The sequence below is a fragment of the Acidovorax sp. NB1 genome, from assembly GCF_005405905.1.
Taxonomy (GTDB): domain Bacteria; phylum Pseudomonadota; class Gammaproteobacteria; order Burkholderiales; family Burkholderiaceae_C; genus Acidovorax.
Window position 1 is genome coordinate 45,639 of sequence record NZ_BJHU01000049.1, and the last position, 14,789, is coordinate 60,427.

The window sequence follows — 14,789 nt, forward strand, 5'->3', positions numbered from 1 at the left end:
AGGCCCGCAACGGGCGTTGGGTGGGGCTGCCCTGTCCATGTTATCGGCAGTTGTGGGGCGCTCGTGCAGTCAGCGTTGTGTCTGCATGTTGCGGGCAGCCCCTACACTGCCCCTTCTTTTGACACCACCTGCCCTCCGGAGCCCCTGCATGATCGACCGCGCCGCCATTGCCGCCGCCCGCCGCCAACTGGCCACCCAGCCCGACTTTCTGCGCACCACGCCGCTGATGCGCCTGTCCGGCAAGTCCCTGGGCGTGGACTGTGCCGAGGTCTGGCTCAAGCTGGAGCATTTGCAGGTGGGTGGCAGCTTCAAGGCGCGCGGCATGCTGTATCGCCTGCTGGCCAACCCGGTGCCCGAGAGCGGCGTGATCATCGCCTCAGGCGGCAACGCCGGCATCGCCGTGGCGGCTGCGGCCCAGGCCCTGGGCGTGCGCTGCGAGGTGTTTGTGCCCGAGGTCTCGCCCGAGGCCAAACGAGCCCGCCTGCGCGCCCTGGGGGCAGAGGTGGTCGTCACCGGCGCTGCGTATTCCGAAGCCTTCGAAGCCTGCGTGGCCCGCCAGCAAACTACCGGCGCATTGCAAGCCCACGCCTACGACCAGCCCGAAGTGGTAGCGGGCGCGGGCACCATGGCGCTGGAGATGGAAGAGCAGGGCGGCCGCCTGCCCGACACGGTGCTCGTCAGCGTGGGCGGTGGGGGCCTCATCGGCGGCGTGGCCGCGTGGGTGGAAAGCCGCGCCCATGTGGTGGCGCTGGAGCCCGAACGCGCGCCCACCCTGCACGCGGCGCGCGCCGCAGGGCAGCCGGTGGATGTGGAAGTGGGTGGCGTGGCCGCTGACTCGCTGGGCGCCAAGCGCATCGGCGCCATTGGCTGGGAGATGAGCCAGCGCCACGTGCACGATGCGCTGCTTCTGCCCGACGACGCCATCCGCGCCGCCCAGCTGTGGTTGTGGAAGGAGCTGAAACTGGCCGTGGAACCCGCCGCCGCACTGGGCCTGGCCGCGCTACAAACCGGCGCCTACAAGCCCCAGCCGCAGGAAACGGTGGCCCTGATTCTGTGTGGCGCCAACTTCGATCCGACGATGCTGGTGTGATTAGCTGTCAGTAGTTGCTGCGACGCGGCGTTGATAGCTCGGAATCGACCAATAGCGGTGGTTTTGATATGCCAAAACATAGAATTTAATAGGCGGTTTTGGGTTTTTGTTGAGTTAATGAGAAGCGTGATGAGAAAATATCTGATTTGTTTGCCGTTTGCTGTTTTGATAGTTGCTTGCGGAGGCGGTGGCGGTGAGACCGCCAAGACCTCGCAAGACTGCTTTAATGAGGGTTTTTGGGGTAGTGGCTCAAGAATATCAATTTCTGTAAATTATTCTAGTAATTTTGGTGTTTCTTATCAAGAGGATGAAACGTACGCTGTAGTTGATTCATATGTTGAGGGTGGCGAGATCTATGCAACTGTTAGTGAGCCACGTTTTGTTCAATCTAGGTTTTCTCTTGGTAATGGCTACCTGAAAGAGTATGGCTACTCTGGCGGCAAGCCTCCTTTCGTCTCTGCAAGGGAAATCACTCCACCCAAGGTTTTTCCAGTTTCAATGGATATTGGGCAGACGGTTCATCAGAGTTACTTTGTCACTGTTAAGAGCAATGGACCTTCTGGCCCTTCTCAAGATGCTTGGGATGCCCATGAATCAAGAACTTATGTTGGGCGTGAGGTAATCAAAACATCATTGGGGGCTTTTGAAGCCTGCCAATTTAAAATCAAAGAAAATCTGAATGCTTCCAGCGGTGCTGCATCCTCTTTTTCTGATGAGAAAACTGTTTGGATCGCAGCTGGTGGTTCATATCGCGGTTTGGTGCTGAAAACAGAAACTGTCCGATCTCCGTTGAATGGAGCACGTTCTACGACATCGAAGGAGGTGGTGAAAGTAAATGTTTTCAATGTGAATTGAAAAATTACGAACGCTAAGGTGGGTGCATCCAGTTTGTTTTTCTGTGACAGCGACCAGAGCTTGGTATCAGAGCCGTCTGGCTTTCGGTTCGATAGCCACATGGGTCCATCAGCCGACTAAAATCCTTCCATGCTTGACATTCTTCTCCTCCGCAAAGACCTCGACACCGCCATCGCGCGGCTGGAAACCCGCAAAAAGCCCCAGGCCTTCCTGGACGTCTCCGCTTTCCAGGCCCTGGAGTCTGAGCGCAAGACGCTGCAGACCCGCACCGAAGAATTGCAGGCCCAGCGCAACCAGCTTTCCAAGCAGGTCGGCATGCTGATGAGCCGGGGCGACAAGGACGGCGCCGAAGCCGTCAAGGCCCAGGTGGCCGCTGGCAAGGTGGAACTGGAGCAATCCGCTACCCGCCTGGAGCAGATCCAGTCCGAGCTGCTGGCTATGCTGGTCGCAGTGCCCAACCTGCCGCACGAATCCGTGCCCGTGGGCAGCGACGAAACCGGCAATGTGGAAGTGCGCCGCTGGGGCGCCCCTCCCAGTTTCGGTTTCGAGGTGAAAGACCATGTGGACCTGGGCACCCCGCTGGGCCTGGACTTCGACATGGGCGCCAAGCTCTCGGGCTCGCGTTTCACCGTGATGAAGGGCCCCATCGCCCGACTGCACCGTGCACTCGCCCAGTTCATGCTGGACGTGCAGACCCAGGAACACGGCTACACCGAGTGCTATGTGCCTTATGCCGTGAACGCCGATTCGCTCAAGGGCACCGGCCAGTTGCCCAAATTTGAAGGCGACCTGTTTGCTGCCAAGAAGGGCGGCCAGGACGGCGAGCCCGTGCCCGATAACACCGCGCTGTACCTCATCCCCACCAGCGAAGTGCCCCTGACCAATTTTCTGCGCGACGTGGTCACGCCAGAGGCCGACCTGCCCATCAAGCTTACGGCCCACACACCGTGCTTCCGCTCCGAAGCCGGGAGCGGCGGGCGTGATATTCGCGGCTTGATCCGCCAGCACCAGTTCGACAAGGTCGAAATGGTGCAGATCGTGCACCCCGACAAGAGCTACGAGGCGCTGGAAGAAATGACCCGCCACGCCGAAGCCGTGCTGCAGAAGCTGGGCCTGCCTTACCGGGTGATGAGCCTGTGCACGGGTGACATGGGCTTTGGCGCCGCCAAAACCTACGACCTGGAAGTGTGGCTGCCCGCGCAGAACACCTACCGCGAGATCAGTTCGGTGAGCAATTGCGAGGCCTTCCAGGCGCGCCGCCTGCAAGCCCGTTTCAAGAACGCGCAAGGCAAGAACGAGTTGCTGCACACCCTGAACGGCTCGGGCCTGGCCGTGGGCCGCACCCTGGTGGCGGTGCTGGAGAACTACCAGCAGGCCGATGGCAGCGTGACGGTGCCCGAGGTGCTGCGCCCCTACCTGGGCGGCCAGACTGTGCTTCAGGCCTGAGGCCGCGTGAGAGAACCCGGCAGGTCCGTTCGGGCTTGCCTGATTCATCGACTCCTGCAGCGGGCCCTTGTGGCCCGTTGTGTTTTTCACTTCCCGTTCATGCAGGCGTGGCGCGTATGGGTGCCACGTGAAAGACCCTGGGTAAAGCCTTGTGCGGGTGCTCAGGCCGCCAGGGCGGGCGGAGCTGAAAAATCCACCTGCGCCTGGGCCAGGCGCAACATGGCTGCCACCAGCGCCCGCGTATCGCCCCGCCGCCATTGGTATGCGTAGTGCAGCGGGGCCAGTGGCGTGCGTCCGCCCACCGCATGCAGGCCCAGGGTGCGGACCCAGCCAGTAGGCAAGAACCCAACCCCCACACCGGCGCGCAGCATCCCGGCCACGGCCCCCCAGCTGTTGCACAGGATGCGCTCGTGCACCGTGACGCGGTGCGCCAGCAGCCAGTCGTCGAGCAGCCGCGTAGTCCCCGCCCCGGCTGGCAGGGTGACCAGTGCATGGCGCTGCAACAGGGCCCCGGCGCCCATCCGGCCTGCACCGGGCAGGCCCGGTGCGGCAGCCCAGGCGAAGTGGGCAGCGCCTACCGGCTGCGACAGCAGGCTGCTGCGGGATGAGCGCCCGGCGATCACGGCGAAGTCCAGTTCGCCATCGTCCAGGCGGCGTTCCAGCACACTGCCTACGTCCACCACAGGTTCCAGAACGAGGCGGGGGTGCGCGTGCCGGGCCGCTGCCACCAGCGCGGGCAGCCAGGTGAGCGCCGAGAGATCGCCCACACCAAAACGGCAGCGGCCGGTGAGCGCCGCGCGTGCATCCGCCGCCTGGCTCAGTGCCGTCATGGCCTGGAGCACGTCAAGTGCTGCGGGCAGCAGGCGTTCTCCGGCTTCGGTGAGCACGGCGCGGTGGCCGCTGCGGTCAAACAGTGGCTGGCCCAGCACCGACTCCAGCTCGGCGATGCGCTTGGACAGCGACGACACCGATACATGCACACGTTCTGCCGCGGTGCTGAAGTTGGCGCAGGTGGCGGCCCACCAAAAGGCTTCGAGCTGCTTGATGGAAGGGGTGGACATGGGTTGTGAGCGAAAAAGCGAACAACTTCATTCTAGATATTTCGCTTTTATGCGCATTCCATGCTGCCTAGAGTGGCGGCTTGCATGAACCCGTTCTGAACCTGTTCTGACCGTTTTTACCGGCGCCCCCACCATGATTGCTGCCCCTGATTCCTTGTCCCCCGTGGCATCGCCCGCACTGGGTGCTGTGCCGCGCTCCCCGGCCGTGCTGCGCCGCATGCTGTCGCTGCACGACTTTGAGGACGCCGCGCGTCGGCGCCTGCCCCGGCCTATCTTTGGCTACATTGCGGGCGCAGCCGAGGACAATGCCTCGCTGCGCGACAACCGCGAGGTGTTTGGCGAATACGCCTTCACAACGCGTGTGCTGCGCGACGTCTCGCTGCGCTCCCAGTCTGTGGAGCTGTTCGGCGAGCGCTACAGCAGCCCCTTCGGTATTGCGCCCATGGGCATCAATGCTTTGTCCACCTACCGGGGCGACCTGGTGCTGGCGCGTGCGGCGCAGCGTGCAGGCATCGCATCGGTCATGAGTGGCACCTCGCTGATCCCGCTGGAGGAGGTGGCGCGCCAGAGCCCGGGCACCTGGTTCCAGGCCTACCTGCCCGGAGACCAGGCGCGCATCGATGCGCTCATCGACCGCGTGGAGCGCGCGGGTTTCCGCACGCTGGTGGTCACGGTGGACATTCCCATCTCGGCCAACCGCGAGAACAACATCCGCACGGGCTTTTCGACACCGCTCAGGCCCGGCCTGCGCCTGGCCTGGGATGGCCTGGTGCGGCCGCGCTGGGTGGCGGGCACCTTCTTGCGCACGCTGCTGTGCCATGGCATGCCGCACTTCGAGAACTCGTTTGCCACGCGGGGTGCTCCCATCATGTCGTCCTCGGTGCTGCGCGATTTCTCGGCACGCGACCACCTCAGCTGGAACCATCTGGAGGCCATCCGGCGCCGCTGGAAGGGCCCGCTGGTCGTCAAGGGGGTGCTCAGCGTGGAAGATGCGCTGCAGGCCCGGAACCTGGGGGCGGACGGTGTGGTGCTGTCCAACCACGGAGGTCGCCAGCTCGATGGTGCCGCGTCCGCCATGCGGGTGCTGGAGTCCGTGGTGACGGCCGTGGGACCGGCCTTCCCGGTGCTCATTGATGGAGGTTTCCGGCGTGGCTCTGATGTGCTCAAAGCCATTGCGCTGGGCGCACGCATGGTGCTGGTGGGGCGCCCTTTCAACTACGCGGCCGCTGTGGCCGGAGAGGCCGGGGTGTTGCACGCCATCGGGCTGCTGCGCGACGAGGTAGACCGCAACCTCGCCATGCTGGGTGCCAGGGCATGCACGGACCTGGGGCCCGGGCACATCGTTCGCCGACGCGGCTGAGACCGGCGGAACATGCAGGAGCACCCGGTCTGGACGCAGGAAAAACCTTGCTATAATCGCAACTTCGACTCACAGGAGAGGTGGCAGAGTGGTCGAATGTACCTGACTCGAAATCAGGCGTAGTGGCAACACTACCGTGGGTTCGAATCCCACCCTCTCCGCCAGTATTCAAAGGGTTTGCTGCTATGAAAATAGAAGCAAACCCTTTCTGGTTTCTGGGCCCTCCTGCGCTCCCTCTCCTTCCCTCCCTACCTCTTCCTGGCTGCTCTTTGTCAGCCAGCCCGAACCCGGTTGCGGCCCTGTGCCTTGGCTTCGTAAAGGGCCGTATCGGCGCGGGCAATCAGGGCATCGACCGTGGGGTCACCCGCCTGTACCGTGGTCACTCCGATGCTGACGGTGCAGTGCGGCAGGTCTGCGGTGCCGGGTGTTGCATCCAAGGCTGCGCGCATGCGTTCTGCCACGGCCTGGGCGGCGGCGCTGTCGGTTTCCGGCAGCAGCACCATGAATTCCTCCCCCCCATAACGCCCGAGCCGGTCGGCCGACCGAAGGTGCGACTGGACAAGCCGCACAAAGCGTTTGAGGACCTGGTCACCTGCAAGGTGTCCATGTGCGTCGTTGACGCGCTTGAAGTGGTCGATGTCCAGGATCAGCAGTGAAAAAGTGCTGCCGTAGCGGCTCCAGCGGGTCAGTTCTTCTGCACAGGCCGCCAGCACGGACCGGCGGGTGTGTGCCCCGGTCAGGGAGTCGTGGGTGGCGAGGTATTCAAACTCCGCGCGCACGCGTTCACCGGCCATCAGCAGGACCCCGATGCTGACCAGCAGCACCGAGAAGCTGAAGGCGGCAATGTAGAGGGTTTGGACGAAAGACTGTGTGAAGCGATGGGTGTCCGCTTGGTCCAGCCACAGCGTTGATATGGCGCGGCAGACCAGCACCGCTGCCTGCCCCCACAACACCATGGCTGTGAAGCGGGGGGCAAAACCCCGGTTGCCATGGCGGCCCAGCAGGCGCGCATGTTTGGCCACGATGGCTGCCAGGGTGCCGCTGAAGACCAGGACCCGGATGCGGTAGTCCGGGTACACAAACATGAAAAAAGTGATGGCCAACAAGGCCCCCAGGATCACCGTGGCCCAGCGGCGCCATGAGGAAGGCAGGCTGTACAACCGCTCCGAGCCCAGCAGGAACAGCGTGACCCCCGTCAGCAGCAGGGCATTGCCTACCAACGCCACCAGCGGCGCGGGCAGCACGCCGTCCAGGCCGTAGAAAAGGGTGGAACTGGCGCACAGCAGCGGCGCTGTTCCCCACAGCCGCATCCCACGGATCGAAGGGGGATAGCTGCGCCGCAGACCCAGCAGGACCAGCCCCATCACGATGCCTATCATGCCGGCCATGATGGTCAGGGAGCGAAGGTCAAGGCTGAGCATGAAGTGGTGGAGGCGTGGTGGAAGTGGCCCGACTGTGATGGGCGAATGGGGCGAGGTGTTCTACCGGCACCAGGGGGCGATGAGCGCCTTTGCACCGGTCTGGTGCAATTCTAGGGGGCGCTTGGGGCGGGACTATGTCTGGCTTGGTATACCGTCCAGCCGTTTTGGTGGATCGTGCGCGAATGGGGGGAATCGCAGCGGGGAGGCTGGCGTGTTGAGCCGCCGGGCCCTCACCGCCAGAATGGAGGGCTGCGCGGCTTGCGCCCAATGCCCGGAAAGAACCCTGCATGTCCCAAGAATCTACAACGACCCCGCCGATCCGCTTGACCCAGTACAGCCACGGCGCAGGCTGCGGCTGCAAGATCAGTCCCCAGGTGCTGGACGTGATCCTGGCGGGCAGTGGGGCGCAGAACCTGGACCCCCGGCTGTGGGTGGGTAACACCTCGCGCGACGATGCTGCTGTGTATGCCCTCGACGATGAGCGTGGGGTGGTGTCCACCACCGACTTCTTCATGCCCATCGTGGACGACCCCTTCGACTTTGGCCGCATCGCCGCCACCAATGCCATCAGCGACATTTACGCCATGGGGGCCGACCCGCTGATGGCGATTGCCATCCTGGGTTGGCCCGTGAATGTCCTGCCCCCCGAGGTCGCGCGCGAGGTGGTGCGTGGCGGGCGGGCGGTGTGCGATGCGGCGGGTATTCCGCTGGCGGGCGGGCATTCCATCGACGCGCCGGAGCCCATCTTTGGCCTGGCGGTGACCGGAGTGGTGGAGAAGCGCCACCTCAAGCGCAACGACACCGCCACGGCGGGCTGCCGCCTGTACCTGACCAAGCCGCTGGGCATTGGCATCCTGACCACGGCCGAGAAGAAAGCGCGGCTGCGCCCCCAGGACGTGGGTGTGGCACGTGACCTGATGTGCATGCTCAACAAACCCGGTAGCCGGTTTGGCCGACTGCCGGGGGTGAAGGCGATGACCGACGTGACGGGCTTTGGCTTGCTGGGGCACCTGGTCGAGATGGCCGAAGGCAGTGGCCTGAGCGCCGAGATCGACTATGCGGCCGTGCCCCGTCTGGCGGGCGTGGCGCATTACATGGACCAGGGCTGTGTGCCCGGCGGGACGCTGCGCAATTTCGACAGCTACGGCGCCAAGATTGCGCCGCTGACCGAAGAGCAGAAGCACCTGCTGTGCGACCCGCAAACCAGCGGCGGGTTGCTGGTGGCGGTGAGCCCTGAAGGCGAGGACGAGTTTCTGGCGGTGGCAAGCGGGCTGGGCTTGGCGCTGGCACCCATTGGCCAGATGACGGAGCGGCGCGCCCTGGCCGTCGTGTTGCGCTGATGCTGGCCGCTCTGTCGGACTACCGGCACCTGTTACTGAACGGTGTGCCCATGATGGATGTGCGTGCGCCGGTGGAGTTTGCGCAGGGCGCGTTCCCCGGGGTGGTCAATCTTCCGCTGATGGACGATGGCGAACGCCAGCAAGTGGGCACCTGCTACAAGCACAAGGGGCAGGAGGCGGCGATCGCGCTGGGGCACCAGCTGGTGTCCGGGACTACCAAGCAGGCCCGCATCGCTGCCTGGGCGCGGTTTGCGCAGGACCATCCGGGTGGCGTGCTGTACTGCTTTCGGGGCGGCCTGCGGTCGCAGATTGTCCAGCAGTGGCTCCGAAGTGAAACGGGCATCGACTACCCCCGCGTGCAAGGTGGCTACAAGGCTCTGCGCGGTTTTCTCATCGACACCCTGGAGTCGGCTTCGGCGCAGTGCGGTTTTGTGCTGCTGGGCGGCCTCACCGGCACGGGCAAGACCGAGGTGATCGCGCAACTCGCCCATGGCCTGGACCTGGAGGGGTTTGCCAACCACCGGGGCTCCAGCTTTGGCCACCGCGTGAGCAGCCAGCCCTCGCAGATTGACTTTGAGAACCGGCTGGCCGTGGATGTTCTCCAGAAGCGCGACCGGGGTTATGGGGCATTTGTGGTTGAAGACGAAGGGCGGCATGTGGGCAGCTGCTCCGTGCCGTTGGCGTTGCGGCAGCGGCTGGAGCAGGCGCCCATCGTGTGCCTGGATGATGGCTTTGATGCCCGGGTCGAACGCATCCTGCAGGACTACGTGGTGCAGCAACGCGCCGACTTTTTGGCGGCCCATGGCGAGGCAGTGGGTGCCGATCTGTTTGCAGCCCGCTTGCTCGAAAGCCTGGACAAACTCGCCAAGCGCCTGGGCGGCGACCGGCACCGGGCACTGCGCGTGACCATGCTGGCGGCGCTGGCGCGACAAAGGGACCACGCAGACCCCACGCTGCACCGTGGCTGGATCGCCCCTTTGGTGCGCGACTACTACGACCCGATGTATGCCTACCAGCAGCGCCAGCGGGCGGGCCGCATTGTGTTTCAGGGAGACAGGCAGGCGGTGCTGGACTATCTGCGTGCGTCTGTCCGCACGGCAGGTGCTGCGGACAGCAAAGGGGCTTAGTCGGCGCCGCTGCCCTCGCTGTCCTCTGTCGCGCCCTCACCTCGGGGTAGCACCAGCCGGAACTCCGCGCCATGCCCCGTGTCACTGTCTACCTCTAGGCTGCCACCGTGGCGCTGCACCACGGTAGACACCAGCGCCAGACCCAGGCCAACGCCTTGCACGGCAGGGTGGCTGCGGTCGTGCAGCCTTTGGTAGGGCGTGAACAGCTTGTGCTGCAGTTCCGGGGCGATGCCGGGGCCCTGGTCACGCACCGACACCACCCAGTGCGGGCCACGTTCTGCGATGGCGCACTGCACCACACCGCCTTGCGGGCTGAACTTGATGGCGTTGTTGATCACATTGGCCAGTGCACGGCGCAGCAGTGCGCGGTCACCCTCGCACGGGGCGGCTTCGGGGGCGGAAGTGACGCGCACATCCACCTGTTTGTCGCGGGCCAGGGCCCAGAGGTCGTCGGTGGTTTCTGCCAGCAGGGCGACCAGGTCCAGCGGCGCCACGTGGTACTCCTGTGCCTGTGCGCTGGCCAGCTGCACGAAGTTTTCCGCCATGCCCAGGGACGCCTGCGCGTAGCGCTCGATGCGCAGCAGCAGTTCATCGTCCGCCATGCGGCTGGGGTAGGCGCGCTGCATCTCCAGCAGCGTGAGGATGGACGCATTGGGCGCGCGGATGTCGTGCGAGATGAAGTGCATCGCCTGGTCGCGCTGTTGCAAGGCACGGCGCATCTCGGTCAGGTCCACCAGCGTCAGCAGCCATCCCGCATTGGCCAGGTCGGTGAAGGGCTTGCATTGCACCAGCAGGCTGCGGCCTTGAGCATCAATGCCTTCACTGTGCTCGGGCATGGATCGGTGGTGCAGATGCTCCAGGGTGATGAGCGGCTGGCGGCTGCCCGCTTGCACCAGGTCGGCCAGCAACGCTACCACCGACTGGCCTTGCAGCGGGGCCTCTGCGCTGCCGCCCAGGTGCTCGCGGGCAGCCCGGTTGGCCAGCAGGATCCGGCCCTGCGGGTCGCAGACCAGGCTGGGCGAAGGCAGTTGCTGCAGGCTTTCGCTCACGAAGTGGTGCAGGTCACGCAGCTGGCGTGAGGCGCGCTCGACGGCGTTGATGCGCCGCTCCAGAAAATCGGCCGAGTCTCCGGGCCGTTTGCGCAGCCGCATCGACAGGCCCTGCTGCTGCAGGTTCTCCATCTCCAGCCGCAGAAAGTGTGCTGCAGCGCTCAGTCGCCGCCAGCTCCACAGCGGGTAGGCCAGCACCAGCCCCAGCAGGGCCGCCGCCGGGGCAAACTGCAGGCCCGCCCACCAGGGCAGGCACACGCTCAGCACCAGGGTGCCCAGTGCCAGCGCCGCGCTGGTCAGCAGTGCGGCCAAGGGGCCGATCAGCAGCAGGGCCAACAGGGCGGCCGCCACCGGCACCAGGTTGAACAAGGTATTGAGCGTGCGCGAGGCGGGCACGATCTGCTCGCCCGACAGGCGCGCATCCAGCACGTGGGCCACCACCTCCACCCCCGGCATCAAGCGCGACTGCTGGCTGACCGGGGTGGCAAACATATCGCCCAGACCCGATGCGGCGGCGCCCACCAGCACGTACTTGCCCCGGAAGGCCTCGGCTGGCACCGCGCCGCGCAGCACGTCGATGTAGGAGTAGGTGGTGAAGCTGGAGGGGCCACCCGCGTAGGCAATCAGGGTATGTTCAGTGCGCTCCCAGGGGCTGACATCGCTGGCTGGGGCCGCGGGGCGGGGGCAAGGGGCGCCGCCGGGTTGCCGGGCCTGAGCCACACATTGCAGGGCCATGCTGAAGTGGTGCCAGGGCGCGGCGGCCGGGCCTTCATACAGGTACAGGCTGCGCACCACCCCGTCACCGTCGGGCGCCACATGCACATGCCCCAGGTCGGCGGCGGCCTGGGCAAATGCGGGCCAGGGCAGGTCGGTGGCGTTGCTGCTGGTGCCGTAGCCGCGCCGCAGCACGGGCAGCACCACCCGCCCGCTGCGGCGGATGGCGTCGGTGAGCAGCAGGTCGTCCTCGGGGTAGTCCAGGTCCGCCTCGTTGAACAACACGTCCATGCCGATCACATGCGGCTTTTGCGCCGAGATGCGCGTGATCAGCTCGGCATGCAGGGCGCGGCGCCAGGGCCAGCGGCCAATGGCGGCAATGCTGGGGTCGTCGATGGCCACGAGCACGATGTCCGGGTGCGGGGGGCGGGAGACCAGGCGCAGCCCGGCGTCCTGCACCAGGTGGTTGACCCGACCCAGGCTGTCGGGCGTGCTGAGCCAGGCCACCAGCCCCAGCAGTACCGTGGCCAGCACCGACCATTCTAGGCGGCGTCTGCGGCGGCGGCTGTGGGCAATGCTCAGCATGGGGCGGCGTCAGTACCTGGGCGGGGCGCTACGAAGGGGTCTAAGCCCTCCATGTCCACCGGTGAGCAGGGCCCGGAGCGGAGGGTGGGCGCGCTCAAGGGCGCCCCACCGGCGCTCCGCTGGAGGTGGACACCGGCAGCCCGGCGCCGGTGCGGATGCCCGTGCCCACGCGGATCTTGCGGGGGGGCGAGAACTCGCTTTCCAGGCCGCTGGGGTCCAGTATCTGGATGCGCACCAGGTACTCGCCAGCGGACAGGTTGCTGCCGGTCCAGGTGGGGGTGTCCAGCACGGTGTCCTGGGCGGGTTGCGCAAAAGCCGCATCGGAGGCGGCGGCCAGCTGCAGCCGGAAGCGCTGGCCCGGTTGGGCAGGCCAGTGCAGGCGCACCGTGGGTTCGCCGTCGTCGGCTTGCAGGGCCTGCAGCGACAGCGTGGCCGGGCGCTCGGCGACGGTGAAGGGCTGCGGAGGCGCAAACGGGCCCTGGTCGGCCTGGCCGCCCGGCAACTGCTGAATGCTGGCCATGCGCCAGAAGTAGTTGCCCACGGGCAGGGCGCCAAGGGGCAGGCGGCATTCGTCCAGACGCTGTTCGTCGCGCAGGGGGGCGGTGAACTTCGCATCGGCGGCCACCTGCACACGGTACCAGCGCACACCGGGCACCTCGGTGCAGCGCAGTTCGGCCGAGCCGCTGGGCACCACGGCGCCGGGGGCGGGGGACTGGTGCAGCGGTGCCACGGGCCGGGTCTTGATGGTGAAGGGCTGCACGGCGGGCTGGCCTGCAATCCCGGCCTCGTCCACGGCCCGCACGGCCAGGTAGTAACGGCCATCCTCCAGCGCCTTCCACCGCAAATGTCCGTCCGCAAAACTGCCATGGCGCAGCACCTGGGTGAGTGCTTCGTCCTGTGCCACCTGGGCCAGGTAGCGTGTGGCGCCCGGGGCAGTGGGCAGGTCGATGGCCAGCAGGCTGGCATCGCCCAGCATGGCGGGCATGCCCGAGGTGTCGGGCGGGGGCAGCAGGGGGCGGGCAGCGCCCACGGTGCCATCGGTGGCCACGGCCAGGCCCTGGCCGGGTGCGAGCAGGGCGGTGGGCGCGGTCAGGGATGCGGCGGGGTGGCTGTCGGTGTCGCGCCGGGACTGCACGGCCACCGAGCCATTGAGTACCGAGGCCGTGGTCTGGCCCGAGTCCGCCATGGTCACGCTGAAGTGGGTGCCGCGCACACTGGTCACGGCCAGCGGGGTGCGGATTTCGAACCGGCGCAGGGGCTCGGTGCTGGGGGGCACGGTCGATTCCACGCCACCCTTGTGCATCTCCAGCACCGACTGCACGCTGCCCGCGCGGCCACGGCGGCGCAACTGCCGCAGCTGCAGCTCAGACTGCGCCTGCACCCGGACCACGGTGCCATCGGCCAGCTTGACGGCCACAAAGGACTCGGGGCCAACCTGCAGCGCCGTGCCTTCCTCCAGCTTGCCACCGGGGCTGACAGGGGCCGGAGCATCACCAGCCCGTGCCTGCGCCGTGACGGCACCCTGCACGAACTGCACCGTGGCCGATTCGCTGGGCTGCAGTCGCACAGGGATCCAGATCACCGAGCCGGGCTGCAGCCGCCGGGGATCGGCCACCTTGTTGCGGGCCTGCAGCTGCTGCCACTGCCGGGGCGCGGCCAGGTAGTCCCGGGCCAGGCCTTCCAGGGTGTCCCCCTCCTTGACGATGTGGGCCACCTCATCCCCCAGAGGGGCGGGCGGGCTGGCCTGTGCTCCCCGGGATGCAAGGCCTGCGAGTGCGGCCAAAGCTAGTGCAGCGGCGGCGCAGGGCGTCCAGCGGATGTGCGGGATGGTGGGGGTCAAGTCATGTCTCCTTCATGCGGCCCGGAACAGGCGAGGCCGCTTGTGGCGGGGCCTGTGGGGTTCTTTCATGCCTGGGTCAGCCCTTGCGCTGGGCTTCGACGGCTTCAAAACGGTAGCCTACGCCATACACCGCCGAGACGATGAAGCCATTGGCCGGGCGCAGGTCCAGCAGGGTCCGCAGGCGCGAGATGTGGGTGTCCAGCGAGCGCGACATGACATCGGCCACCTGGCCCCAGACGATTTCCTTGAGGTGGTCGCGCGACAGCAGTCGGCCCATGTTCTGGAAAAGGAACAGCGCGAGGTCGTATTCGCGGTTCTTGAGTTCCACGGGCACGCCGTCCATTTCGATGGCACGGGTCTCGGGCAGAAAGCGGTAGCGGCCAAATTCCAGCACGCTGGCTGCGTTGTCGGGGTAGGCGCGGCGCAGCAGCGCGGCCACACGGGCATTGAGTTCGCCGATGCGCACAGGCTTGACCATGAAGTCATCGGCACCGCTGGCCAGGCCTTCGACGATGTCGCGTTCTTCCTGCCGGTTGGTCACGAACAGGATGGGCAACTGCGCGGCCACGTTCTTGCGCACCCAGCGCACCACCTCGGGCCCCGTGGTGTCGGGCAGGTGCCAGTCCACGATCAGCAGGTCAAAGGTCTCGCGGCGCAGCGTGCGCAGCAAGTCGGCACCGGTTAAATGGGTGTGGCAGACATGGCCCATCGCCTCCGTGGCCTGCTTGATCAGATCCAGCTGAAGCGCATCGTCGTCCAGAGCGGCTATGCGCATGGTTTCCCCCGTCGAAATGGAAGCCGGGAATTATTCGCGATATCCCGCTGCAGGCCTAGCGGCTTGCAGCGGGTGAGCGGGTGATTTGACATTTGTTAACCCTCTGTGGTTCGGGGCAGACGAATG

Annotated in this window: 11 protein-coding genes and 1 tRNA gene; 7 read left to right on the forward strand and 5 right to left on the reverse strand. The window is 66.0% G+C overall.

What is annotated here, in order from left to right; all coding sequences use genetic code 11:
• Window positions 1-148 precede the first annotated feature (148 nt).
• From AvAM_RS22460 to serS, 3 genes are all read left to right on the forward strand, one after another.
• The gene (locus AvAM_RS22460) at window positions 149-1,090 is read left to right on the forward strand and encodes a threonine/serine dehydratase (RefSeq protein WP_137749142.1); all 942 of its coding nucleotides are present in this window, start codon (window positions 149-151) and stop codon (window positions 1,088-1,090) included.
• A 129-nt stretch (window positions 1,091-1,219) separates the two neighbouring features.
• Window positions 1,220-1,945 carry a hypothetical protein gene (locus AvAM_RS22465; RefSeq protein ID WP_137749143.1) on the forward strand — a complete coding sequence of 242 codons (726 nt, stop codon included), beginning with the start codon at window positions 1,220-1,222 and terminating at the stop codon, window positions 1,943-1,945.
• A 129-nt stretch (window positions 1,946-2,074) separates the two neighbouring features.
• On the forward strand, window positions 2,075-3,391 hold the full coding sequence (serS, locus tag AvAM_RS22470; RefSeq protein WP_137749144.1) for a serine--tRNA ligase: 1,317 nt from the start codon (window positions 2,075-2,077) through the stop codon (window positions 3,389-3,391).
• Between the two features lie 161 nt (window positions 3,392-3,552).
• On the opposite strand, the gene AvAM_RS22475 is transcribed toward serS, so the two are convergent.
• Entirely contained in the window at window positions 3,553-4,452 is a 900-nt protein-coding gene (locus AvAM_RS22475) for a LysR family transcriptional regulator (RefSeq protein ID WP_137749145.1), read from the reverse strand.
• 217 nt (window positions 4,453-4,669) lie between these two features.
• On the opposite strand from AvAM_RS22475, the gene AvAM_RS22480 reads away from it, so the two are divergent.
• Both AvAM_RS22480 and AvAM_RS22485 read left to right on the forward strand, forming a co-directional pair.
• Entirely contained in the window at window positions 4,670-5,812 is a 1,143-nt protein-coding gene (locus AvAM_RS22480) for an alpha-hydroxy acid oxidase (protein WP_375708168.1), read from the forward strand.
• A gap of 74 nt (window positions 5,813-5,886) precedes the next feature.
• Window positions 5,887-5,976, forward strand: a tRNA-Ser gene (locus AvAM_RS22485).
• Window positions 5,977-6,084: 108 nt separating this feature from the next.
• Here the strand turns inward: AvAM_RS22485 and AvAM_RS22490 are convergent.
• Complete coding sequence (locus tag AvAM_RS22490; protein WP_249368319.1) at window positions 6,085-7,200, reverse strand: GGDEF domain-containing protein; 1,116 nt, start codon at window positions 7,198-7,200, stop codon at window positions 6,085-6,087.
• 320 nt (window positions 7,201-7,520) lie between these two features.
• Between AvAM_RS22490 and selD the strand changes: the two genes are divergently transcribed.
• Window positions 7,521-8,573 carry a selenide, water dikinase SelD gene (selD, locus tag AvAM_RS22495; protein ID WP_137749148.1) on the forward strand — a complete coding sequence of 351 codons (1,053 nt, stop codon included), beginning with the start codon at window positions 7,521-7,523 and terminating at the stop codon, window positions 8,571-8,573.
• Complete coding sequence (mnmH, locus tag AvAM_RS22500) at window positions 8,573-9,700, forward strand: tRNA 2-selenouridine(34) synthase MnmH (RefSeq protein ID WP_137749149.1); 1,128 nt, start codon at window positions 8,573-8,575, stop codon at window positions 9,698-9,700. Before selD ends, mnmH begins: the two co-directional genes overlap by 1 nt.
• On the opposite strand, the gene AvAM_RS22505 is transcribed toward mnmH, so the two are convergent.
• The 3 genes from AvAM_RS22505 to AvAM_RS22515 form a co-directional block, all read right to left on the reverse strand.
• Window positions 9,697-12,048, reverse strand: a complete 2,352-nt coding sequence (locus tag AvAM_RS22505) for a CHASE2 domain-containing protein (RefSeq protein ID WP_137749150.1) — start codon at window positions 12,046-12,048, stop codon at window positions 9,697-9,699. The two genes, mnmH and AvAM_RS22505, sit on opposite strands and share 4 nt — an antisense overlap.
• A gap of 94 nt (window positions 12,049-12,142) precedes the next feature.
• Window positions 12,143-13,888 carry a FecR domain-containing protein gene (locus AvAM_RS22510; protein WP_249368321.1) on the reverse strand — a complete coding sequence of 582 codons (1,746 nt, stop codon included), beginning with the start codon at window positions 13,886-13,888 and terminating at the stop codon, window positions 12,143-12,145.
• Between the two features lie 76 nt (window positions 13,889-13,964).
• Window positions 13,965-14,663, reverse strand: coding sequence for a response regulator transcription factor (locus AvAM_RS22515; protein WP_137749151.1), 699 nt, complete (start codon window positions 14,661-14,663; stop codon window positions 13,965-13,967).
• Between the last annotated feature and the right edge of the window lie 126 nt (window positions 14,664-14,789).

Excerpts from the sequence above, each read along its gene's own strand:
- AvAM_RS22480 (WP_375708168.1), top strand. The coding sequence starts at position 4,670 with ATGCTGTCGCTGCACGACTTTGAGGACGCCGCGCGTCGGCGCCTGCCC.
- AvAM_RS22460 (WP_137749142.1), top strand. The coding sequence starts at position 149 with ATGATCGACCGCGCCGCCATTGCCGCCGCCCGCCGCCAACTGGCCACC.
- AvAM_RS22465 (WP_137749143.1), top strand. The coding sequence starts at position 1,220 with ATGAGAAAATATCTGATTTGTTTGCCGTTTGCTGTTTTGATAGTTGCT.
- selD (WP_137749148.1), top strand. The coding sequence starts at position 7,521 with ATGTCCCAAGAATCTACAACGACCCCGCCGATCCGCTTGACCCAGTAC.
- AvAM_RS22475 (WP_137749145.1), bottom strand. The coding sequence starts at position 4,452 with ATGTCCACCCCTTCCATCAAGCAGCTCGAAGCCTTTTGGTGGGCCGCC.
- AvAM_RS22515 (WP_137749151.1), bottom strand. The coding sequence starts at position 14,663 with ATGCGCATAGCCGCTCTGGACGACGATGCGCTTCAGCTGGATCTGATC.
- AvAM_RS22490 (WP_249368319.1), bottom strand. The coding sequence starts at position 7,200 with ATGGCCGGCATGATAGGCATCGTGATGGGGCTGGTCCTGCTGGGTCTG.
- serS (WP_137749144.1), top strand. The coding sequence starts at position 2,075 with ATGCTTGACATTCTTCTCCTCCGCAAAGACCTCGACACCGCCATCGCG.
- mnmH (WP_137749149.1), top strand. The coding sequence starts at position 8,573 with ATGCTGGCCGCTCTGTCGGACTACCGGCACCTGTTACTGAACGGTGTG.
- AvAM_RS22505 (WP_137749150.1), bottom strand. The coding sequence starts at position 12,048 with ATGCTGAGCATTGCCCACAGCCGCCGCCGCAGACGCCGCCTAGAATGG.